The organism is Nocardioides sp. zg-1230 (assembly GCF_013155335.1).
GTDB lineage: Bacteria > Actinomycetota > Actinomycetes > Propionibacteriales > Nocardioidaceae > Nocardioides.
This window is the reverse complement of the sequence record NZ_JABJQZ010000004.1, coordinates 330,244-351,862: the sequence shown is the minus strand read 5'-3', so window position 1 is coordinate 351,862 and position 21,619 is coordinate 330,244. Positions and strand designations below refer to the sequence as shown.

The following is a 21,619-nucleotide window of genomic DNA, read 5'->3' as shown; positions in this document are numbered from 1 at the left end:
CGTCGGGCATGCTTGGGACATGAGCCTGGATCCCATCGTCGCCGAGATCACGGTCCCGGTGACCCCGACGGAGGCCTTCGTCGGCTTCACGGCTCAGATGGGCGAGTGGTGGGACCCCCTGCTCAGCCCCGACCCGCCCGCGTTCACCGGCATCGCCATCGACCCCAACGGTCCCGTCGCGTCGGTGCACGGCGACGAGCAGTACGTCTGGGGCCGGGTGATGCAGTGGGACCCGATCGGCCACTACATCCAGGAGCTCTGGCTCTGGCACCCCGAGGACGAGGCGACCGTCCTCGACGTGCGCTTCATCGAGGCCCCCGAGGGCTCTCAGGTGCGGCTCGTGCACAGCGGCTGGACCCCCGGCACCGAGGAGGTGCGTGAGAGGTTCACGCACTGGGAGGACCTGCTCACGCGCTACGCCGCGCACGTGTCGTGACCGCGCCGGTCGTCCGGCCGATGCGCGAGGAGGACCTCGCGGCGTTCGCCGAGATCACCGCGACCTCCTACCACGAGGTCGACACCCGCACCCACCAGCGCGCCTGGCCCGATCCCGTACGACGTCCCGCCGCCCGCAACGACCACTGGATCCGGCGGACCGGGCGGGCGCTGGTCACCGACCCGGGCGGCTGCTGGGTCGCTGAGGTCGACGGCGAGGTCATCGGCGGCGCGGTGTCCCGGGTGCGCGAGCTGATGTGGATCCTCGCCTCGTTCGCGGTGCGGCCCGAGCACCAGGGTCAGGGCATCGGCACCGAGCTGATGGCCGCGGCGCTGCACCACGGGCGGGGGTGCCTGCGCGGCATGTTCGCCGCCAGCGCCGACCCGGGCGCCGTACGCCGCTACCGGCTCGCCGGCTTCGACCTGCACCCGCAGATGATGCTGACCGGCGTGGTCGACCGCAGCGCGATCCCGGTCGTGGACCGGGTCCGCGAGGGGACGGCGGGCGACGTGGACCTGATGGACTCCGTCGACCGGCGCACGCGTGGTGCGGCCCACCTCGGCGACCACGAGCTGCTGCTCGCGCAGTTCCGGCTCGTCGTCACGGACCACTCGACCGGGTCGGGCTACGCCTACGTCGACGACGACGGCGTCCCCGTGCTGGTCGCGGCCACCAACCGGCGTACGGCGTCGGGGCTGATGTGGGAGGCGCTGGCCTCCTCGACCCCGGGAGAGCAGGTCGAGGTTCGCCACATCACCGCGGCCAACGCGTGGGCGCTGGACGTCGGCCTGTCGGCGCGGCTGGCGATCTACACCAACGGCTACCTGTGCCTGCGCCGGATGAAGCCGCCGACCCCCTACCTGCACCACGGTTCGCTGCTCTAGCCGCAGCGGGCTGCAGCCGTCACGGCCGCAGGGTCAGGTCGCCGAGCCCGGCTCGAGGCGCGCTCCGGCGGCCACCGTGCCCGACACCGTCGACTCCCGGCCGACGAGCACGAGGTCGTCGTCGTGAGCCACCCGGCGCGTCGGCTCCTCGCCGACGCGGGCCTTCGCGCGCACCTCGCAGCGCTCGTCGAGGACGGCCGTGCGCACCACGGAGCCCGCGCGGATGACGCAGTCCTCCATCACCACGCTGTCGTGGACCTCGGCGCCCTTCTCCACCACGACGCCGGGGCCGAGGACGCTGCCCACGACGAGGCCGGAGACGTCCGCCCCCGGCGAGAGCAGCGAGTCGTGCAGCGCGCCCGTCCCGCGCACGCGGGCGGCCGGACGGTCGGGCCAGTGCGAGATCACCGGCCGGCCGGGGTGGTCGAAGACGTCCACCTTGCCGGCGATGAGGTCGCGGTGGGACTGCAGGTAGAGGCCGGGCTGGCCGACGTCGCGCCAGTAGCCAGTCAGCGGCACCGCCGCGGTCCTGCCGGTCTCGACGAGGCGCGGGAGCAGGTGCTCGCCGAAGTCGCCGATGCCGCTGTCGCCGTCGTCGTGCTCACCGGACAGCTCACGCCGCAGGTCACGGAGCGTCTCGAGCAGCACCGCGGTGTCGTAGAGGAAGATCTCCGTCGCGACGGTGCCGGACGACGGACGGGACGGCTTGTGCTCGACCCCGGTGATGGTTCCGTCGCGGCCGGCGAGGACGACGACGTTGTCCGAGGCGTCCTTCTTGCTGACCTCGCTCGTCAGCACGGTGGCGACGCGGCCGGCGGCCACGTGCTCCTCGATGACCGGGGCGAGGTCCATGTTGAAGACGTGGTCGGCGCTGCACACGACGAGCGTCTGCGCGCCGAACGCCTCGATGTCGGCGGACGTCCGCAGCAGCAGGTCGCCGTTGCCGTGGGCGAAGCCGCTCTCGGTGGCCGGCCCGGTGCCGGTCTGCGGGACGATCCGGCGGAACCCGCCGCGGTTGCGGTCCAGGCTCCAGGGACGGCCCCCCGAGAGGTAGTCGTCGATAGAGGTCACCTGGTACTCCAGCGACACCCACACGTCGGCCAGGTCGGCGTGCACCAGGCCCGACATGGCGAAGTCGATCAGCCGGTGGACCCCGCCGTAGGGCAGGTCGGGCTTGGCCCGCTCGCGGGTCAGCACGTCCATCCGGGACCCCTGGCCCCCGGCCTGCACCAGGGCAAGCACCTCACCGCGTCGTGACATGGCCGAAGCATGGCACCCCCAGGGGGCTGGTGCGCCCACCCCGTCGGGTCGATCCTTCGAAGATGCCTCAGGTCCTGGTCGCCGTGCGCACGGCAGTCGTCGCCGCTGTCCTCGTGCTCGTCCCCCTCGGGCCCGCGTCGGCCGCTCCGGAGGAGCGAGCCCGCGACCTGCCGGCCTTCTCCGAGGTCTCCACGACGTGGGGCGCGTCGTGTGCCGGGGCCGACGGCGGGCGGGTGTGGTGCTGGGGCAGCAACGGCTCCGGCGCCCTGGGGCCCGAGGGCGTCGAGGACTTCGTGCCGCGGCCGCAGCGCATCGACGGACGCTGGCGCCAGCTCAGCAACGCCGACGGCGTCACCTGCGGCGTACGCGGTCGGGGACGCGGCTACTGCTGGGGGCGCAACGAGCTCGGACAGATCGCCCGGCCGATCAGCGGCTACCCGCAGCCCCGTCCGCAGCGGGTCGCGGGTCGCTGGCGCGAGATCGTCACGTCCGGCTCCACCACCTGCGGCATCCGGACCAGCGGCGCCCTGCTGTGCTGGGGGCACGACAACCACGGGCAGGCCGGTGGGACCGACGGCAGCCTCTACGTCCTCGAGCCGCTGCGCATCGGCCACGGGTTCGTGTCCGTGAGCCCCGGCGTCACGACGTGCGCCACGAAGAAGGACGGCTCCGGGTGGTGCTGGGGCTGGGGCCTGTACAACCAGCTCGCCAACGGCAACAACACCGACACCGGCGTGCCCCAGCGGATCCCCGGACGATGGCGCACGCTCCACGTCGGGGACACCTCCGGGTGCGGCGTACGCCCGACGGGCCGCGCCGCCTGCTGGGGCAAGAACACCAACGGCCAGGTCCGTCCCGGCGCGCCGAGCGACGTCGAGTACGTCAGCACCCTGCCGGGGCGGTGGCGCGAGGTGGTCACCAGCGCGTCGGCGTCATGTGGCATCACCACGCGCGGCCGCGCGGCCTGCTGGGGGTGGGACGGCGTCGGCACCGTCGGCAGCGGCGCACCCACCCAGGCGGTGGGCATCCACCGCTTCCCCGGCCGCTGGCAGGCGATCACGACCCGGGCCAACACGACGTGCGGCATCCGCACCGACCGCCGCCTGTGGTGCTGGGGCAGCAACGAGCACGGCACCGTCGGCAACGGCTCGCTCGAGCCACGTTTCTCCCCCGATCGCCTGGACGGCCGCTGGCAGGCGGTGGCGCTCGCCGGCACGCACGCGTGCGGCCTGCGAGGGGGTACGGCGTGGTGCTGGGGCAGCGGCACGGCGGGCCAGCTCGGCTACGGCGGCCTCGACGACCGCCTCACCCCCGTGCGCGTGCGCTGAGCACCCGTCGGGCGCGGTCACGCTCCGGCCTAGGATCTGCGTATGAGCCTCGTCGACCTGCCGCTCCTCCCCCTCGGCAAGGGCCGCGACCTCGACGCCGAGCGCGGCGTCGAGTGCCCCGGCGACCTGCCGGCAGCGTCCGACCCCGACCTGGTCGCCCGGGCACGCGCGGCCAAGGAGGCGCTCGGCGAACGGGTCTTCGTGCTCGGCCACCACTACCAGCGCGACGAGGTCATCCAGTTCGCCGACGTCACCGGCGACTCGTTCAAGCTCGCCCGCGACGCAGCGGCCCGCCCGGACGCGGAGTTCATCGTCTTCTGCGGCGTCCACTTCATGGCCGAGTCGGCCGACATCCTCACCTCGCCCAGCCAGCAGGTGGTCCTCCCCGACCTCGCCGCCGGCTGCTCGATGGCCGACATGGCGCGCCTGCGCCAGGTCGAGGACGCCTGGGACGCGATGGCCGACGCCGGCATCCAGGACCTCGTCGTCCCGGTGACCTACATGAACTCCAGCGCCGACATCAAGGCGTTCTGCGGGCGCAACGGTGGCGTGGTGTGCACCTCCTCCAACGCCGACGTCGCGCTCGACTGGGCCTTCGCCCAGAGGCCCGACGCCAAGGTCCTGTTCCTCCCCGACCAGCACCTCGGCCGCAACACGGCGGTGCTCCAGATGGGCATCGGGCTGGACGAGTGCGTCGTGTGGGACCCGCTGCAGCCCGGCGGGGGCCTGAGCGCCGAGGAGCTGCAGCGGGCGCGCATGATCCTGTGGAAGGGCCACTGCTCGGTGCACGGCCGCTTCTCCGAGGACGTCGTCGACGAGCTCCGCGCCAAGCACCCCGGCATCAAGATCCTGGTCCACCCCGAGTGCAAGCACGAGGTGGTGCTCAAGGCCGACCTCGTCGGCTCCACCGAGTTCATCATCAAGACCATCGAGGCCGCCGAGCCCGGCACCGTGTGGGCCATCGGCACCGAGCTCAACCTGGTAAAGCGCCTCGCTGACGCCCACCCCGACAAGACGATCGTCTTCCTCGACCGCAACGTCTGCTACTGCTCGACGATGAACCGCATCGACCTCCCCCACCTCGTGTGGGCCCTGGAGAACCTCGTCGCCGGCAACGTCGTCAACCGGATCACCGTCGACCCCGACACCGAGGCCGACGCGCTGGTGGCGCTCCAGCGCATGCTGGACCTGCCCGGCAAGTCGCACCGCGACTGAGCGACCGGCGCGACGACGATGGCACGGCGGCGGATCAGCGACTCCGAGCGCCGCAGCCGCATCGGCGTACGGCACGCGCTGGCACCGGCCCACCGTCTGGCCGACGTCGCCGCGGTGACCCGTGCGATGACGGTCCTGCACGCGACCGAGGCGGCCACCGTGCACCTCGCGGTCGCCGCGCGTTCGGAGGGCATCACCCCCGAGGACGTCGACGCCGAGCTGTACGACGCCCGGTCGGTGGTCAAGCAGCTCGCGATGCGCCGGACGCTGTTCGTCTTCCCTCGTGACCTGCTGCCCGCCGCCTGGGGCAGCGCCTCGGCGCGCGTGGCGACGTCGGAGCGCAAGCGCATCGCCAAGGCGATCGCCGCTGCCGGCATCGCGCCCGACGGGGACGCCTGGCTCGACGCCGCCCGTGAGGCCACCCTCGTACGCCTCGCGGCGGGGCCGGCGACCACCGCCGACCTGCGCGCCGACGTGCCGGAGCTGGCCGGGATGGTGGGCGGGACCACGGACAAGCCGTACGACCGGCCGGTCCCGGTGGCCCCGTGGGTGCTCACGCACCTCGGCCTCGAGGGCAAGGTGGTGCGCGGACGCAACGCCGGGCACTGGCGGCTGAACAAGCCGACGTGGACGACCGCCGAGCACTGGCTGGGCGTCGTGGAGCCACCTCTCGACGAGCACACGGGCTATGCCGCGCTGGTGCGCGAGTGGCTCCTCACCTTCGGCCCCGGCACCGCGGCCGACATCCAGTGGTGGCTGGGCTCGACCAAGACCGCCGTGACCCGCGCGCTGGCCGACCTCGGCGCGGTCGAGGTCGACCTCGACGACGGCTCGACGGGCTGGGTCCACCCCGACGACGTCGGCGACACCGGGCCGGTGGAGCCGTGGGCGGCGCTGCTGCCCACGCTGGACCCCACCGTGATGGGGTGGAAGGCACGTGACTTCTACCTCGATCCGTCCCACGTCCCCTACCTCTTCGACACCAACGGCAACGCCGGCACGACGGCCTGGTGGGACGGCCGCATCGTGGGCTGCTGGGTCCAGGACGAGGAGGGCGTCGTCCGGCTGTCGCTGCTCGAGGACGTCGGCCCCGACGGCCTCGCCGCCCTCGAGCACGAGGCGCGGCGGCTCACCGCATGGCTCGACGGCACGGTGATCGGTCACATCTACGCCTCGCGGCAGATGAGGCAGGCCAAGCTGCCTTGACGCAGGGCTCAGGCGTCCGCGCGGGGCAGCTCGAACCAGAAGACGGACCCGCCGCCCTCGCGCCCGTCGACGCCCATCCGGCCGCCGTGGGCCTCGACGATCCGGCGACAGGTCGCGAGCCCGATGCCGGAGCCCTCGACGGTCTTGTCGAGCCGTGCCAGCGGCGCGAAGACCCGCTCGCGCTTGTCCTCCGGGATCCCCCGGCCACGGTCGCGGACCTCCACGCGGTGGTGTCCGTCGATCGGCACCGAGTCGACCTCGACCTCGGGCTGCTCCCCGGGCACGGTGAACTTCGCCGCGTTGTCCACGAGGTTCATCAGCACCGACCGCAGCTGGGCGCGGTCGCCGCGCACCAGCGGCAGGTCCCCGACGTCGACCTGGTCGCGGGAGAGCCGCCCGGCGAGGTCGTCGAGCGCGGACCCCAGCTCCACGGCGAGGTCCACGACGTCCTCGCCGGGGGCCTCGCCCTGCTGCGCGAACTCCAGCAGGTTGTTGATCAGGTCGGTCATCCGGTCCACGCCGCGGCGCGCGCGGGCCACGGTGTCGAGCTGGTCGGGGTCCTCGACGTCGAGCTCGAGCGTCTCGAGCGACAGCGAGATGGACGTCAGGGGGTTCTTCAGGTCGTGGCTGACCTGCCCGGCGAAGTGGGCCAGCCGCTGGTTGGAGGTGCTGAGCCGCGCGTTGGCCTCGCTGAGCCGGCGCGACGTGAGCTCGAGCTCGAGGACGTCGACCACGCGGTCGGCCAGCTGGGCCAGGCCCCGCGCTGCCTCCGGCGTCACCTGGTGGCTGTGGTCGTCGAAGACGCAGAGCGTGCCGATCGTGACACCGGCCGGCGTGGTGAGCGGGTGGGAGCCGTAGTACTTCACCTCGGCGATCTCGCCGGTCGTCCACGGGTTCTCCGCGAACCGCACGTCCTCGCCCGCGTCCTCGAGCATGATCGGCCGCCCGCTCTCGACGACCAGGCGGCACATCGAGTGGTCGATCGGCGACTGGGTGCCCTCGAACCCGGCCGTCGCGACCTGGTGCTGCGAGTGGGAGCTCAGCAGGTTGACCGCAGCGAAGGGGACGCCGGCCACCTGGGCGGCGAGCTGCACGAGGGAGTCGAGCTCCCGGCGCGGTCGGCCGTCGAGGGCGTCGTACGCCGCCAGCGAGCGGTCGCGGGTCACTCCGGGGTTCACAGGCCCGGGGCCTTCCACACCGCCAGCCACCGCTGCAGGTCGGGCTCCATGGGGAGCTCCTCCCCCAGCAGGTCACGCACGGACAGCTCGAGCAGCGTGTCGCGCGTCTGCTCGCCGGTGGGCGCGAACGGGTAGAACGTGCCCTGCTTGTAGAGGTAGGTCAGGCCGAACCGCTGGCCGGACGCGTTGACGAACGGGACCAGCGAGCACAGCAGCCCGGACTCGAACCCGTTGAGCTCGAGGGTGGTGTTGACGGCGTGGAGGTCGGTGCACAGGCCGGCCATGTCGTCCTTGTCGCCCTCCACGACGAGCCAGGTGAAGCCGAAGTCGTCCTGGGTGACCTCGACGTCGGGCGCCTCGGCGTCGTCGCGGAGCAGGGCGAGCACGTCGGCCTGGGTCTGCGCGAAGGCGGCGCCGGCGGCCGAGCGGTAGCAGACGGACCCGGTGCCGGTGGGCTCGAAGCCCAGCGCCGTCTGCAACGTGATCGCCGCGCTCGGCACGTGGAACAGCGCGTCGAGGTTGTTGCGCTTGGGCTGCGTCCGACCACGCATCGCCTCCCACAGACCCATGTCGCTCCCCCTCAGCCGGTCGGCCGGCTCAGCTCGGCCTGGATGCGTGCCAGCTGCTCGAGCCGCTGCTGCAGCGGCGGGTGGGTCGCCATCAGACCACCCAGTCCGCCATGGAGCGCCGGGACGATGCACAGCGCGCTGGCCGCGCCCGCGGCGCTGCTGGCGCGCAGGTCGCGCTGCGGGGTCGCGGCACCCTCGCCACTGATCTTCTGCAGCGCGCTGGCCAGCGAGGCAGGCTTGAGCGTGAGGTAGGCGCCCGCGCGGTCGGCGCTCATCTCGCGGTAACGCGAGAGCAGGCGCAGCAGCACGAAGCTGACGGCGTAGACGACGATGCTCACGACCACCGCGACCAGGAGCGCGGGCAGCGCGCTGCTGTTGTTGCGGGAGCGGCCCAGGCCGCCGAACTGGGCGAAGCGCATCAGCAGCCCCGCGGCGATGCCGGCCGAGGAGGCGACGGTCATCACGAGCACGTCGCGGTGCGCGACGTGGCTGAGCTCGTGGGCCAGCACGGCCTCGAGCTCCTCTGCGTCGAGGGTCTGCAGGATCCCGGTCGTCACGCACACGACGGAGCGGTCGGGCGAGCGACCGGTGGCGAACGCGTTGGGCATGTCGAGCTGCGACACCCCGACGCGCGGCTTGGGCATGTCGGCGAGCGCGCAGAGCCGGTCGATCATGCCGTGGAGCTCCGGCGCCTCCTCCGGGGTCACCTCGCGGGCGCGCATGGCGCGCATCGCGACCTTGTCGGAGCTCCACCACTGCCAGAACGCCATGCCGATCGCGATGACCGCGACCAGCACGGCGCCGCCGGTGCTCCTGACGAACGCCATGACCGTGACCACGAGCCCGACGAACAGCGCGCCGAGCAGGAACATGGTGAGGGTCATCCGGGCGGTCAGCCCGGTGTCCTTGATGAAGCGTGAGGTGGCCACCGGTCGGGGCGTCTCAGCCCGGGATCAGTCCGTCGTCGCCCAGGAGCTCGCGGACCTCGTCGATCGTCGCGTCGGGCGGCGGCAGGATCATGTCGGACTCGTCCAGCGAGTCGAGGGAGTGGTGCGTGCCGCTCGCGCGCACGGCGGACAGCAGCCCGTGCAGCGCGGTGCGGAACATCTCCTCGTCGCCCGACTCGATGGCCTGCTCGATCTGGTTGTCGAGGCCGTTGAGGGCGTCGAGAGCGTGGTCGTCGAGGTCGTACTGACCCTCGCCGAGGATGCGGACGATCATGCCCGTCCGCCCTCGTTGCTCTCGCCCTCGGCGCGTACGGCGTCGGGCTCGGCCGCGAGGATGTCGCCGCCCTCGTCGCCGGACTCGATGGCCTGGGGGGTGCTGGCGGCCTTGAGCCGGGCCAGCTCGGCCTCGACGTCGGAGCCGGAGCTGAGGGCGTCGAGCTCGCGTGAGATGTCGTCGCCGGCGTTGAGCTGCGAGGCGTCGTCGAGGGCGCCGGAGGCGATCAGCTCGTCGATGGCCTGGCCGCGGGCCTGCATCTGGGCGGTCTTGTCCTCGGCCCGCTGGATGGCGAGGCCGACGTCGCCCATCTCCTCGCCGATGCCCGACATCGCCTCGCCGATGCGCGTCTGCGCCTCGGCCGCGGTGTAGGTGGCCTTGATGGTCTCCTTGCGGGTGCGGAAGGCCTCGACCTTGGCCTGCAGCCGCTGCTGCGCCAGGACGAGCTTCTCCTCCTCGCCCTGCAGCGTGGCCTGCTGCTCCTTGAGGGCCGTGATCTGCGAGGCGAGGCCGGACTTGCGGGTCAGCGCCTCGCGGGCGAGGTCCTCACGACCGGCTCCGATGGCCTTCTCGGCCTGGCCCTGCAGCTTGGCGGCCTGCTGCTCGAGCTGGTTGACCTGGAGCTCGACGCGCTTCCGGCTCGTGGCCACGTCGGCCACGCCTCGACGGACCTTGGACAGGAGCTCGAGCTGCCGCTGGTAGCTGTAGTCGAGGGTCTCGCGGGGGTCCTCCGCCTTGTCCAGGGCCTTGTTGGCCTTGGAGCGGAAGATCAGGCTGATGCGCTTCATGAGACTCATCGGGGTGGAGACCCTCTCTTGGGCATGCGACTGGAGTGACGTTCTCACCCTAGGACCAATGGCAAGTCGGAGGTAGGGCAAGTCGGAGGTTGGGCCTGCCTCGACACCGCGCCCGGTGGGTCGCGGCGATAGGCTGGCCCCACCACCAGATCCGCCCCATCCGTTCCTCCCGAAGCCATGTGAAGGCAGCACGCGTGTTCCGTCGTACCAGCTCCGAGCCGGAGACCCCCACCACCGACGAGAAGGTGGGTGGCAAGGGCCGGCCCACGCCGACGCGCAAGGAGGCCGAGGCAGCCGCCCGGGCCCGCGCCAAGGTCCCCCGCTCGCGCAAGGAGCAGGCCGCCGCCCAGCGCGCCGCTCGTGGCGACACGTCGCGCAAGATGCGCGAGGCGATGAAGACCGGCGACGAGAGGTACCTGCCGGCTCGCGACCGCGGTCCCGTGCGCCGCTTCATCCGCGACTTCGTCGACTCGCGCTTCTCCTTCATCGAGCTGATGGTGCCGCTGCTGATCGTGTCGATGATCCTGGGCTACTCCGGCAACCGGAGCATGGTCCAGCTCGGCAACACCGTCCTGTTCACCACCCTGCTCGTGATCGTCTTCGACATCGTGATGCTGCGCTTCCGGCTGCGCCGTGAGCTCGCTCGCCGCTTCCCCGACGAGCCGACCAAGGGCACCACGCTCTACGCCGCGATGCGCTCCCTCCAGATGAAGTTCCTGCGCATGCCCAAGGCGCAGGTCAAGATCGGCGAGAAGCTCCCCGAGACCTATCGATGAGCGCACGCTGATGTCGCACCAGCACCCGGGCCGGGGCCCGAGCGCGGACGTGTCCGTGCGCGTCGCCTGGTCCGACGACGCCGCCGCGATCGCCGCCGTCCAGGTCCGGGCGTGGCCCGAGCTCTACGCCGGACTGCTGCCGGCCGAGGTGCTGCCGACCGACGTCGAGGCCGTCGCCGCGCAGTGGCGCGAGGCGCTGTCGCGCCCCGTCGACGCCCGCAACCGGGTCCTCGTCGCCCTCGAGCGCAACCGCGTGGTGGGCTTCGCGCTGACCTCGCCGGCCGCCGACCCCGACTGCGACCCCGTCGCCGACGGCGAGCTGGCCGAGGTGACGCTGGATCCGGGCGAGCGGGCCAAGGGCCACGGTTCCCGACTGCTCCAGGCTGCGGTCGACACGCTCGCGGCCGACCGTTTCACCCGCGCCGTGACCTGGGTCAACGCCGGCGACGACGCCCTGCGGACCTTCCTGACAGACGCCGGCTGGGCCCCCGACACCGCCCACCGCGAGCTCGACCTCGACGGCACAGGGGCGACCACCGTCAAGCAGGTACGCCTCCACACCGGGATCGCCTGACGGGCGAGGCGGAACCGCACCCCCCATCTCGAGGAATCCACCCCTGGGGCGCTTGCTTTTCCTGTGACGCGCGTCACCATGGAGGGAACGGCCGCCCGGCCGGCACACCACGGGGGTCCTGATGCTCGGTCCGCTACCCGCTCTGCACAAGTACCTGCTCGTCGCCGCCGCACTCGTCGTCTGCACGGGCATCGGCCTCTGGTTCGTCGCCGCGCCCGAGATCCCGCTCAATCTCCGCGTCGGGCTCGTGGCGGGCGCCGCGGCCGGCATCGCTGTGGCGTTCGTGCTGGTCCACGACTTCCACCAGCGTGAGGGCCGCCCGGTCCGCGTGCGCCGACGGCTTCACTGAGGAAACCGTCCCGGGACGCGTCACAGGACGGTGCGCGGGACGGTCGGTGGCATGACCTAGCCTCGGGGCGTGCCCGACGCCGCCCTCGAACCCGGTGAGCGGACCGCGATCGTCCGCGACAGCCTGGCCGTGGGCCTGGCCACCGGGGCCTACGGCTTCGGCTTCGGTGCCGTGTCGGTGGCCTCGGGCCTGAGCATCGCCCAGACGTGCGTCCTGTCCCTGCTGATGTTCACCGGGGCGAGCCAGTTCGCCCTCGTCGGCGTCGTGGCCGCCGGCGGCGCGCCGGTGTCGGGCGCGGCGACAGCACTGCTGCTGGGCACCCGCAACACCCTCTACGGACTCCGCATGGCACCGCTGCTGCGGTGGCGCGGCTGGCGGCGCGCGGCAGCCGCCCACGTGCTCATCGACGAGTCGACCGCGATGGCGGTCGGCCGTGACACGACGGAGGGCGCCCGGCTGGGCTTCCTCACGACGGGCGTCTCGGTCTTCGTCCTGTGGAACCTCGCCACCGCGGTCGGAGCCCTCGCCGGCGAGGCCGTGGGCGACCCACGGACCTTCGGCCTCGACGCAGCCGTCGGTGCCGCGTTCCTGGCCCTGCTCTGGCCGCGGCTGCGCGACCGGCGCAACATCCTCGTCGCCGTGCTCGCTGCGGCCGTGGCGCTGTCGGTGGTGCCGATCACCGCCGCCGGGGTGCCGGTGCTGGCCGCGGGCGGCGTGGCGCTGCTCGTGGGCGTCCTCGGCAGGCGGCAGGACCCGACCGAGGTCCCCGGGCCGGGCGACGTCGCGGGAAGCCACCGCTGATGTGGACCGCGGTCCTGCTCGCCGGCGTCGGTTGCTACCTGCTCAAGCTCGCCGGCCTGTCCCTGCCCGAGCGGGTGCTCGAGCACCCCACGGTCGAGCGGGTGGCCGACCTCATCCCGGTCGCGCTGCTCGCCGCGCTCGTCGCCGTCCAGACCTTCTCGTCGGGCCCCGAGCTGGTGCTCGACGCGCGGGCCCTCGGTCTCGGCTTCGCCGTGGTGGCGCTGCTGCTGCGGATGCCCTTCCTGGTCGTGGTCGTGGGGGCGGCGGTCGTGGCGGCTGTGGCTCGCCTCGTCTGACCTCGGTCGCCGCTGGGTGGCGGCACATCGCTCCCCGGGAGCCGCCAGACCTGCCATCTGCCGCCACCCCAGCGGAGCGACAAACGACGGTGGCGGCACATCGCAGCCCGGCAGCTGGCTGACCTGCCATCTGCCGCCACCCCAGCGGAACCGTGGCTGCGGGCTCAGTCGATGTCGAGGAAGGCGTCCAGGCCGACCGTGAGGCCCGGGTGGTCTGCGATCGCGCGGATGCCCGTGAGCACGCCGGGGGTGAACGAGACCCGGTCGAGCGAGTCGTGGCGGATCGTCAGGGTCTCCCCCGCCGTGCCGAGCACGACCTCCTGGTGCGCCACCAGCCCGCGCACCCGCAGGCCGTGCACCCGTACGCCCTCCACGTCCGCGCCGCGGGCCCCCTCGAGGCCGGTGGACGTCGCGTCGGGCATGGGAGCACTGCCGGCCTCGCGGCGGGCCGCGGCGATCATCTCGGCCGTGCGCCGTGCCGTGCCCGAGGGGGCGTCGGCCTTGTCGGGGTGGTGCAGCTCGACGACCTCGACCGACTCGAAGAAGGGGGCGGCCTGCGCGGCGAAGCGCATCATCAGGATCGCTCCGATGGAGAAGTTGGGCGCGATCAGCACCCCGACCTCCGGCGCGTCGGCGAGCCAGGCCTCGAGCTGGTCGAGCCGGGGCTGGTCGAAGCCGGTCGTGCCGACGACGGCGTGGATGCCGTGCTCGATGCAGAAGCGCAGGTTGTCCATCACGACGTCGGGGTGGGTGAAGTCGACGACGACCTCGGCGCCCGCGCGGGCGAGCTCCTCGAGCTCGTCACCCGCGTCGACCGAGGCCACCAGCTCGGTGTCGGGGGCAGCCTCGACGGCCCGGCACACCTCCGAGCCGACCTTGCCCCGCGCGCCCAGCACGCCGACCCGAACCCGTGCCCGAACCTGTCCCGCGTCTCCACTGCTCACGCGCTCAACCGTATCGGCCGCACGGATCGGCGTGTGGCGGTGGCTGACTCGCGAACAGGCGTCTGGCAGGCTGTGGCCCATGCCTGCCTCGACCATCCCGCCGCGCATCAAGTGGGCCGTCGACCTCATGGACGTGCAACCGGCCGACCAGGTCCTCGAGATCGGCTGCGGCCCCGGCGCCGGCGCGGAGGCGATCTGCGCCAAGCTGGAGACCGGCAAGCTGTTCGCGATCGACCGATCCGAGTCGGGCGTGGACCGCACCAAGCGCCGCAACCAGAAGCACGTCGACGCCGGTCGGCTCGTCGTGCGCCAGATCGACCTGGCCACCCTCCGCGTCCCGGTCAAGCGCCTCAACAAGGTCTTCGCCTTCAACGTCAACCTGTTCTGGGTGCGCGCCTGCGACGACGAGGTCGCCCTGCTCCACGAGCGGGTCGTCCCCGGCGGTGCGGTGTACCTCTTCTACGAGGCCGCCCGCCCCGAGCTGGTGCCCAACATCGTGAAGAAGGCCTCCGAGAACCTCCTTCGCGGTGGTTTCCGGGTCAGCGTCGTGGAGCAGAAGGCTCCCCCGGTCATCGGGATCATCGCGCGCAGGTGACGATCGCAACCGCCGAGCCCGCGAGGCGGTGGGTGACCGTCGCCAAGCATCGGTGGTTGAGCAGCGAGCACGCCTGAGGGACGAAGGCGTGACCGAGCGTGTCGAAACCCGGTCAGCCGACAAGCAGCTCGAGCCCGAGGAACCTTGGTTTCGACACGCTCGCTGGCGCTCGCTGCTCAACCAGCGGTCGTCACGCTCGCTGCTCAACCAGCGGCGGCCGGCTCAGCCAGCGGCGGACGGCCCGACGACCGCGAGCAGCTCGGGCTGGGTGAACAGCTCCTCGGCGAGGGCGGTGACGTCCTCGACCGTCACGGCCTCGATGCGCGCGACGACCTCGTCGATGGTGAGCAGCTCGTCGTGGACGAGCTCGGCCTTGCCGATGCGCGACATCCGCGAGCCGGAGTCCTCGAGACCGAGCACGAGGCCGCCCTTGAGCTGGCCCTTGCCGCGCTCGACCTCCTCGTCGGTCAGCCCTTCGGCCGCGACCTTGGCGAGCTCGTTGCGCACAGTCTCCAGCACGGCGTCGTACTTGCCCGGCAGGCAACCGACCGATACGCCCACGACACCGGCGTCGGCGTGGTGGGTGGCGAAGGAGTAGACCGAGTAGGCCAGGCCGCGCAGCTCGCGCACCTCCTGGAACATCCGCGACGAGGTGCCGCCACCGAGGGCGGTGTTGAGCACGCCGAGGGTGTAGCGGCGCGGGTCGGTGCGGGTCAGTCCCTTGACCCCGAGGACGAGGTTGACCTGCTCCTGCGGGCGGATCGTGCGTGCCTCGCCGGGGTGCACCTTGCGGGCACGCTCGGACTGGTTGGACGGGGTCGGGTCGGCCTCGACCTCGAGGAAGCCGCCACGACCGAACGCCTGCCGGACCTGTCGTACGACACTCGCGTGGTCGATGTTGCCCGCGACGGACACGACCATGTTGTCGGGGCGGTAGTGGCGCCGGTAGAAGCGCTGGATCTGCGCTCGCGTCATCGCGGTGATCGAGGCCTCGGTGCCGGCGATCGGACGACCGAGGGGCGTGTCGCCCCACGCCTGCTGCGCGAAGAGGTTGTGGACGACGTCGTCCGGGTCGTCGTCGTGCATCGCGATCTCGTCGAGGATGACGTCACGCTCGGCCTCGACGTCGGCCTCGGCGATCGTCGAGGCGGTCACCATGTCGCCGAGCACGTCGACCGCCGTGCCGAGGTCCTCGTCGAGGACCCGCGCGTGGAAGACGGTGTACTCCTTGGTGGTGAAGGCGTTGAACTCGCCGCCGACCGCGTCGAGCGCCACGGAGATGTCCATCGCCGTGCGCTCGGGGGTGCCCTTGAAGAGCAGGTGCTCGAGGAAGTGCGAGCAGCCGTGCAGCGTGGGCGTCTCGTCACGCGAGCCGACCGCGACCCACACGCCGATGCTCGCCGAGCGGGTGCCGGCCATCTGCTCGGTGACGACGCGCAGGCCGCTGGGCAGGACGGTGCGTCGTACGCGCGAGGTGACGGCGCCGTCGGCGTCCTTCACCGTGTGGAGGGTGCGGGTGGTGCCGTTCTTCTGCACAGGGGTCCTTCCGGGGCGAAACAAGGGGTGGAGCCGGGGTGAAGCGCCACGACCGGCCGGCCTGACGGCCGACCGGTCGTGGGTGGAGCAGGAGCGTCAGGTCACTCGGCGTCGACGGCCTCGGGGGCGTCGGCGGACTCCTCGGAGCCGCCCTCGTCCTCCTCGACGACGGGGACCAGCGACAGCTTGCCGCGGTCGTCGATCTCGGCGATCTTGACCTGGACCTTCTGGCCCACGGCCAGGACGTCCTCGACCGCGTCGACGCGCTTGCCGCCGGCCAGGGCGCGCAGCTTGCTGATGTGCAGCAGGCCGTCCTTGCCGGGCATCAGCGAGACGAAGGCACCGAAGTTGGTCGTCTTCACGACGGTGCCGAGGTAGCGCTCGCCGACCTCGGGCATCGTCGGGTTGGCGATCGCGTTGACCGCGGCCTTGGCCGCCTCGGCGGCCTCGCCGTTGGTCGCGCCGATGTAGACCGTGCCGTCGTCCTCGATGGACAGCGTCGCGCCCGTGTCGTCCTGGATCTGGTTGATGACCTTGCCCTTGGGGCCGATGACCTCGCCGATCTTGTCGACGGGCACGCGCACGGTGATGATGCGCGGCGCGTGCACCGACATCTCCTCGGGTGCGTCGATGGCCTCGCCCATCACGTCGAGGATCGCCAGGCGGGCGTCGCGGGCCTGGGTCAGCGCGGCGGCCAGGACCTCGGCGGGGATGCCGTCGAGCTTGGTGTCGAGCTGCAGGGCCGTGACGAACTCGCGGGTGCCGGCGACCTTGAAGTCCATGTCACCGAACGCGTCCTCGGCGCCGAGGATGTCGGTGAGCGCGACGTACTGGGTCTCGCCGTCGACCTCGCCGGAGATGAGGCCCATCGCGATGCCGGCCACGGGCGCCTTCAGGGGCACACCGGCCTGCAGCAGCGACAGGGTCGAGGCGCAGACGGAGCCCATCGAGGTGGAGCCGTTGGAGCCCATGGCCTCGGAGAGCTGGCGGATCGCGTAGGGGAACTCCTCGCGGTTGGGCAGGACGGGGAGCAGCGCGCGACGCGCCAGGGCGCCGTGGCCGACCTCGCGACGCTTGGGCGAGCCCACGCGGCCGGTCTCGCCGGTGGAGAACGGCGGGAAGACGTACTTGTGCATGTAGCGGCGGTGCTTCTCCGGCGACAGCGTGTCGAGCTGCTGCTCCATCTTGAGCATGTCGAGCGTGGTGACACCCAGGATCTGGGTCTCGCCGCGCTCGAACAGCGCGGAGCCGTGGACGCGCGGGATCACGTTGACCTCGGCGTGCAGCGGACGGATGTCGGCGAGGCCGCGGCCGTCGATGCGGACCTTGTCGCGCAGGACACGCTCGCGCACGACGTTCTTGCTGACGGAGCGGAACGCGGCGCCGAGCTCCTTCTCGCGACCCTCGAACTGGTCGGCGAGCTTCTCGAGCAGGGCGACCTTGAGCTCGTCGGTGCGCGACTCGCGCTCCTGCTTGTCGCCGATCTGCATGGCGGCGGTCAGGTCGTCCTTCGCGGCGGCCTCGACGGCGGCGTAGACGTCGTCCTCGTAGTCGAGGAAGACCGGGAAGTCCTGGACCGGCTTGGCGGCCTCGGCGGCGAGCTGCGACTGCGCCTCGCACAGCTGCTTGATGAAGGGCTTGGCGGCGTCGAGACCGCTGGCCACGACCTCCTCGGTGGGTGCCTGGGCTCCACCCTGGATGAGGGCGATGGTCTCCTCGGGGGCCTCGGCCTCGACCATCATGATGGCGACGTCGCCGGTCTCGGTGACGCGACCCGCGACGACCATGTCGAAGACGGCCGATTCGAGCTGCGAGTGGCTCGGGAAGGCGACCCACTGGCCGTCGATGAGGGCGACGCGGACGCCGCCGACGGGGCCGGAGAACGGCAGGCCCGAGAGCTGGGTGGACAGCGACGCGGCGTTGATGGCCAGCACGTCGTAGGGCTGGTCGGGGTCGAGCGCCATGACGGTGATGACGACCTGGACCTCGTTGCGCAGGCCCTTCTTGAAGGTCGGGCGCAGGGGGCGGTCGATGAGGCGGCAGGTGAGGATCGCGTCCTCGCCCGGGCGACCCTCGGAACGGAAGAACGAGCCGGGGATCTGGCCCACGGCGTACATCCGCTCCTCGACGTCGATGGTCAGCGGGAAGAAGTCGAAGTGGTCCTTCGGGTTCTTCGAGGCGGTGGTCGCCGAGAGCAGCATGGTCTCGTCGTCGAGGTAGGCCGTGACGGAGCCGGCGGCCTGGCGGGCGAGCAGCCCGGTCTCGAACTTGACCGTGCGCTGGCCGAACTTGCCGTTGTCGAGGACGGTCTCGACAGCGGAGATGATGGGTTCACTCATGGAAGCAGGACTCTGCTTTCTCTTCGCGGAGCGATCCGCGGCGTCCACCCCTCATGTGGTGGACCATCGAAGGTCCCGCGGGGCCGGTCTTCGATCGAGGCCCGCAGCTCTTCCAGCCGTGGGGCTGGGATCTGAAGGCCACTACCGAGGACCGGGCGACGAGGCGGGTCGCTCCTGTTGGGTGTTGTTTCAGTTGTGCCGGGTCGACACTAGCGCGGCGCGGCCCGGATGTGAGAGGAGCGGCTCCCCGTGGCGGGGAGCCGCTCCGTTGCTCAGCGGCGGAGGCCGAGGCGCTCGACGATGGAGCGGTAGCGCTCGATCTCCGTCTTCTGCAGGTAGTTGAGCAGGCGGCGGCGCTGGCCGACCAGGAGCAGCAGTCCACGACGGCTGTGGTGGTCGTGCTTGTGCGTCTTGAGGTGCTCGGTGAGGTGCGAGATGCGGTGGCTGAGCAGCGCGATCTGGACCTCGGGGGAACCGGTGTCACCCTCGGTCAGGGCGTACTCGGCGATGATCTTCTTCTTGGTCTCCGCGTCGGTACCAATCGACATGGGGGCTCCTTCGGTTCTCGTTGCGCGGCGCGCCCGGGCCTGTTCACCGGGGCACTCTGGTTCCGCGGCCGTCGTGACGGCGTGTCGCCCTGTCGGGCAACCGCAGGATCATATCGAGGCGCCGGACCCCTGGCCCAATCCGCGCCGCGCAACCAGAAGCAGGAGGCCCTCCGAGGGAACGGGGTCCCCGCGGCGTTGTCCGGAGGAGCGAAGCGGAGGAGGAGAACGCCGCGGGGTGTTCACACGGCCGGCGGGGCCGGCGGGTCGGACTCGGTGGTGCGCTGCGTCGAGGCCTGGCGACCCTCTGCGTCGGTCGTGGTGGCGGTCGTGCTGTGGCGTCGCTTGGTGTTCTGCTGGACCACCGTCAGCACCAGCCAGAGCGCTCCGGCCAGCACGAGGATCCACCCGATGGTGGGTACCTCGAGCGGTCCCACCTGCTGCTCGTTGAAGGCCAGCGCGAGGATCAGTCCCACGACGATCAGGCCGATCGGCCCTCCGAAACCCATGACGTGCTCCATTCTGTTGGGGGATGCCGCCCGGCGACCGGGGCGGTCTGGACCGGGCCCGGCAGAGTCTGACGGGTGACCGGTCCGGTGTCATCCCCCTGCGGGGTGCGCCGTGCGACGATCCACACCATGGGTGAGACACGTATCGGCGTCTGCAACCTCTGTGAAGCCATCTGCGGCCTCGAGCTGACGATCGAGGGGCGCGAGGTCGTCGGGGTGCGCGGCAACAAGGCCGATCCGCTGTCGCGCGGTCACGTGTGCCCCAAGGGCGTCGCCATCGCGGACGTGTACGCCGACCCCGACCGGCTGCGTCGACCCGTGCGCCGCGTCGGCGAGGGCGCCGACGCCCGGTGGGAGGAGATCGGCTGGGACGAGGCCTTCGACCTGGTCGCCGACAACCTCGCGCGCACCATCAACGAGCACGGGGACGACGCGCTCGGCGTCTACCTCGGCAACCCCAACGCCCACAGCCTGGGGTCGATGACGCACGGCACCGCGATGTTCAAGTCCTTCCGCACGAGGAACCGCTACTCGGCCACCTCGGTCGACCAGCTCCCCCACCAGCTCGTGGCGCACCTCGTCTTCGGCCACCAGCTCTTCCTGCCGATCCCCGACATCGACCGCACCTCGTGGTTCCTCGTGGTCGGCGGCAACCCGATGGCCTCCAACGGCTCCCTGATGACTGTTCCCGACTTCCCGCAGCGGGTGCGCGACCTCCGGGCCCGCGGCGGGAAGATGGTCGTGCTCGACCCCCGCCGCACCGAGACCGCCAAGGTCGCCGACGAGCACCACTTCGTCCGGCCGGGCACCGATGCGTGGGTGCTGCTGGCGATGCTGCACGTCCTGACCGTCGAGTCCTCCCCCGACACCGCACCCAGCGTGGCGTCGTACGTCGACGGGCTCGCGACCGTCGTGGAGCTGGTCGCCGACTTCACGCCCGAGCGGGCCGAGGCGATGAGCGGACTGCCGGCGGCGGAGGTCCGCCGGCTCGCGCACGAGCTGGCGGCCGCCGAGGCCGGCGTCGTCTACAGCCGCATCGGGGTGTCCGCGGGGCCGTGGGGCACGGTGTGCCAGTGGGCGGTCACCTGCCTCAACGTCCTCACCGGGAACCTCGACCGGCCGGGCGGCGCGATGTTCACCACCCCGGCGATCGACGCCGTGGGCACCGGTCTCATCGGCCGCGGCCACCACGACGCGTGGCGCTCGCGGGTCCGCGGGCTCCCGGAGACCGCGGGCGAGCTGCCGGTGGCGGCGCTGCGCGAGGAGATCGAGACGCCCGGCGAGGGCCAGGTCCGCGCACTGCTCACGGTGGCGGGTAACCCGGTCCTGTCGACGCCCGACGGCGCCCGCCTCGACGGTGCGCTGCGCGGCCTCGACTTCATGGCCGCGGTCGACATCTACGTCAACGAGACCACCCGGCACGCCGACGTGATCCTGCCGCCGACCACCGCGCTCGAGCGCGACCACTACGACCTGGTCTTCCACCTGCTCGCGGTGCGCAACACGGCCCGGTTCACCCCGGCGGTGTTCGAGAAGGAGGCCGACCAGCGCCACGACTGGCAGATCTTCCGGGAGATCACACTGCGGACGACTGCCCGTCTGGAGCGCAAGGCCCCGCTCAAGAAGCGCATCGTCCAGCGCGCGCGGCTGACCGCGAGCCCCACGTTCCTCATCGGGCAGCTGCTGCGCCGCGGGTCGAGCGGGGTCACGCTCTCCAAGCTCCGCGCGCGACCGGCCGGCATCGACCTCGGCCCGCTCCGCGGGGGCCAGCTGCCCGACCGGCTGCCGGCCCGCAGCAAGCGGGTCGACCTGGCGCCTGCGCTCGTAGTGGCCGACGTGAGGCGACTCGCCGAGGTCCCGGTGCCCGCCGGCGACGAGCTGGTGCTCATCGGGCGGCGCCACCAGCGCGACTGCAACTCCTGGATGCACAACTCCGAGCGACTGACGCGTGGCCGGCCGCGCCACCAGCTGCTGATGAACCCCGGCGACCTGGTGCAGCGCGCCATCGAGGACGGCTCGCGCGTGCGCGTGACCTCGCGCGTCGGATCGGTCGAGGTCGAGGTGGCCGCGTCCGACGACCTGATGCCGGGCGTGGTGTCCCTCCCCCACGGCTACGGGCACGCGGCCGACGGCGTCCTGATGTCGCGCAGCCGCGAGGTCCCGGGCGTCTCGGTCAACGACCTCACCGACCCCGAGCTGCTCGACGTCTCGGGCAACGCCGCGCTCAACGGCGTACCGGTCGCGGTGACGGCGATCTGAGC

23 protein-coding genes are annotated in these 21,619 nt (G+C 72.0%); 12 read left to right on the top strand and 11 right to left on the bottom strand.

The window, feature by feature from the left end; all coding sequences use genetic code 11:
* Positions 1–19: 19 nt before the first annotated feature.
* On the top strand, positions 20–436 hold the full coding sequence (locus HOO61_RS13565) for a hypothetical protein (protein WP_172259239.1): 417 nt from the start codon (positions 20–22) through the stop codon (positions 434–436).
* The gene (locus tag HOO61_RS13560; protein WP_172259237.1) at positions 433–1,320 is read left to right on the top strand and encodes a GNAT family N-acetyltransferase; all 888 of its coding nucleotides are present in this window, start codon (positions 433–435) and stop codon (positions 1,318–1,320) included. The genes HOO61_RS13565 and HOO61_RS13560 overlap by 4 nt, the downstream gene beginning before the upstream one ends.
* Positions 1,321–1,353: 33 nt before the next feature.
* Here HOO61_RS13560 and HOO61_RS13555 read toward each other — a convergent pair whose 3' ends face one another.
* Positions 1,354–2,580: a glucose-1-phosphate adenylyltransferase family protein gene (locus tag HOO61_RS13555; RefSeq protein WP_172259235.1), complete on the bottom strand. Its 1,227-nt coding sequence runs from the start codon at positions 2,578–2,580 to the stop codon at positions 1,354–1,356.
* Between the two features lie 62 nt (positions 2,581–2,642).
* Here HOO61_RS13555 and HOO61_RS13550 point away from each other — a divergent pair, with 62 nt between their 5' ends.
* From HOO61_RS13550 to HOO61_RS13540, 3 genes are read left to right on the top strand one after another with little or no spacing between them, the layout of a single operon-like run.
* A complete protein-coding gene (locus tag HOO61_RS13550) occupies positions 2,643–3,908 on the top strand; it encodes an RCC1 domain-containing protein (protein WP_172259233.1) in 1,266 nt (421 codons plus the stop codon).
* Positions 3,909–3,950: 42 nt separating this feature from the next.
* Entirely contained in the window at positions 3,951–5,123 is a 1,173-nt protein-coding gene (gene nadA / locus HOO61_RS13545; protein ID WP_172259232.1) for a quinolinate synthase NadA, read from the top strand.
* Positions 5,124–5,141: 18 nt separating this feature from the next.
* Positions 5,142–6,329 (top strand): winged helix DNA-binding domain-containing protein, encoded by a 1,188-nt coding sequence (locus HOO61_RS13540; RefSeq protein ID WP_172259231.1) that lies wholly within the window; start codon positions 5,142–5,144, stop codon positions 6,327–6,329.
* An 8-nt stretch (positions 6,330–6,337) separates the two neighbouring features.
* Here HOO61_RS13540 and HOO61_RS13535 read toward each other — a convergent pair whose 3' ends face one another.
* The 5 genes from HOO61_RS13535 to HOO61_RS13515 are packed head-to-tail and all read right to left on the bottom strand — an operon-like array spanning position 6,338 to position 10,094.
* Positions 6,338–7,507: a GAF domain-containing sensor histidine kinase gene (locus tag HOO61_RS13535; RefSeq protein ID WP_172259230.1), complete on the bottom strand. Its 1,170-nt coding sequence runs from the start codon at positions 7,505–7,507 to the stop codon at positions 6,338–6,340.
* Positions 7,504–8,076 carry a hypothetical protein gene (locus HOO61_RS13530; protein ID WP_172259229.1) on the bottom strand — a complete coding sequence of 191 codons (573 nt, stop codon included), beginning with the start codon at positions 8,074–8,076 and terminating at the stop codon, positions 7,504–7,506. The genes HOO61_RS13535 and HOO61_RS13530 overlap by 4 nt, the downstream gene beginning before the upstream one ends.
* 11 nt (positions 8,077–8,087) lie before the next feature.
* Positions 8,088–9,005 (bottom strand): zinc metalloprotease HtpX, encoded by a 918-nt coding sequence (htpX, locus tag HOO61_RS13525; protein WP_172259228.1) that lies wholly within the window; start codon positions 9,003–9,005, stop codon positions 8,088–8,090.
* Between the two features lie 13 nt (positions 9,006–9,018).
* A complete protein-coding gene (locus HOO61_RS13520) occupies positions 9,019–9,297 on the bottom strand; it encodes a hypothetical protein (protein WP_172259227.1) in 279 nt (92 codons plus the stop codon).
* On the bottom strand, positions 9,294–10,094 hold the full coding sequence (locus tag HOO61_RS13515) for a PspA/IM30 family protein (RefSeq protein WP_216658896.1): 801 nt from the start codon (positions 10,092–10,094) through the stop codon (positions 9,294–9,296). Before HOO61_RS13515 ends, HOO61_RS13520 begins: the two co-directional genes overlap by 4 nt.
* A 194-nt stretch (positions 10,095–10,288) precedes the next feature.
* On the opposite strand from HOO61_RS13515, the gene HOO61_RS13510 reads away from it, so the two are divergent.
* The 5 genes from HOO61_RS13510 to HOO61_RS13490 all read left to right on the top strand — a co-directional run bounded on the left by HOO61_RS13510 (position 10,289) and on the right by HOO61_RS13490 (position 12,890).
* Positions 10,289–10,870, top strand: coding sequence for a DUF3043 domain-containing protein (locus HOO61_RS13510; RefSeq protein WP_172259226.1), 582 nt, complete (start codon positions 10,289–10,291; stop codon positions 10,868–10,870).
* Positions 10,871–10,880: 10 nt separating this feature from the next.
* On the top strand, positions 10,881–11,444 hold the full coding sequence (locus HOO61_RS13505; RefSeq protein WP_172259225.1) for a GNAT family N-acetyltransferase: 564 nt from the start codon (positions 10,881–10,883) through the stop codon (positions 11,442–11,444).
* Positions 11,445–11,565: 121 nt separating this feature from the next.
* Positions 11,566–11,793 carry a hypothetical protein gene (locus HOO61_RS13500; RefSeq protein ID WP_172259224.1) on the top strand — a complete coding sequence of 76 codons (228 nt, stop codon included), beginning with the start codon at positions 11,566–11,568 and terminating at the stop codon, positions 11,791–11,793.
* Between the two features lie 69 nt (positions 11,794–11,862).
* Complete coding sequence (locus HOO61_RS13495) at positions 11,863–12,594, top strand: AzlC family ABC transporter permease (RefSeq protein WP_172259223.1); 732 nt, start codon at positions 11,863–11,865, stop codon at positions 12,592–12,594.
* Positions 12,594–12,890, top strand: a complete 297-nt coding sequence (locus HOO61_RS13490) for an AzlD domain-containing protein (RefSeq protein WP_172259222.1) — start codon at positions 12,594–12,596, stop codon at positions 12,888–12,890. The genes HOO61_RS13495 and HOO61_RS13490 overlap by 1 nt, the downstream gene beginning before the upstream one ends.
* Positions 12,891–13,054: 164 nt before the next feature.
* Here the strand turns inward: HOO61_RS13490 and dapB are convergent, their stop codons facing one another.
* The gene (dapB, locus tag HOO61_RS13485) at positions 13,055–13,834 is read right to left on the bottom strand and encodes a 4-hydroxy-tetrahydrodipicolinate reductase (RefSeq protein WP_367650163.1); all 780 of its coding nucleotides are present in this window, start codon (positions 13,832–13,834) and stop codon (positions 13,055–13,057) included.
* A 79-nt stretch (positions 13,835–13,913) separates the two neighbouring features.
* Between dapB and HOO61_RS13480 the strand changes: the two genes are divergently transcribed.
* Positions 13,914–14,429 carry a trans-aconitate 2-methyltransferase gene (locus HOO61_RS13480; RefSeq protein WP_172259220.1) on the top strand — a complete coding sequence of 172 codons (516 nt, stop codon included), beginning with the start codon at positions 13,914–13,916 and terminating at the stop codon, positions 14,427–14,429.
* A 222-nt stretch (positions 14,430–14,651) separates the two neighbouring features.
* On the opposite strand, the gene HOO61_RS13475 is transcribed toward HOO61_RS13480, so the two are convergent.
* From HOO61_RS13475 to HOO61_RS13460, 4 genes are all read right to left on the bottom strand, one after another.
* Positions 14,652–15,965 (bottom strand): M16 family metallopeptidase, encoded by a 1,314-nt coding sequence (locus HOO61_RS13475; protein WP_367650162.1) that lies wholly within the window; start codon positions 15,963–15,965, stop codon positions 14,652–14,654.
* A gap of 101 nt (positions 15,966–16,066) precedes the next feature.
* Positions 16,067–18,304, bottom strand: a complete 2,238-nt coding sequence (locus HOO61_RS13470; protein ID WP_172259218.1) for a polyribonucleotide nucleotidyltransferase — start codon at positions 18,302–18,304, stop codon at positions 16,067–16,069.
* Between the two features lie 272 nt (positions 18,305–18,576).
* Complete coding sequence (rpsO, locus tag HOO61_RS13465; RefSeq protein ID WP_056906479.1) at positions 18,577–18,852, bottom strand: 30S ribosomal protein S15; 276 nt, start codon at positions 18,850–18,852, stop codon at positions 18,577–18,579.
* Positions 18,853–19,091: 239 nt separating this feature from the next.
* Positions 19,092–19,358 (bottom strand): DUF6458 family protein, encoded by a 267-nt coding sequence (locus HOO61_RS13460; protein WP_172259217.1) that lies wholly within the window; start codon positions 19,356–19,358, stop codon positions 19,092–19,094.
* Positions 19,359–19,487: 129 nt separating this feature from the next.
* On the opposite strand from HOO61_RS13460, the gene HOO61_RS13455 reads away from it, so the two are divergent.
* Positions 19,488–21,617: a molybdopterin-dependent oxidoreductase gene (locus HOO61_RS13455; protein WP_172259216.1), complete on the top strand. Its 2,130-nt coding sequence runs from the start codon at positions 19,488–19,490 to the stop codon at positions 21,615–21,617.
* Positions 21,618–21,619: the final 2 nt, after the last annotated feature.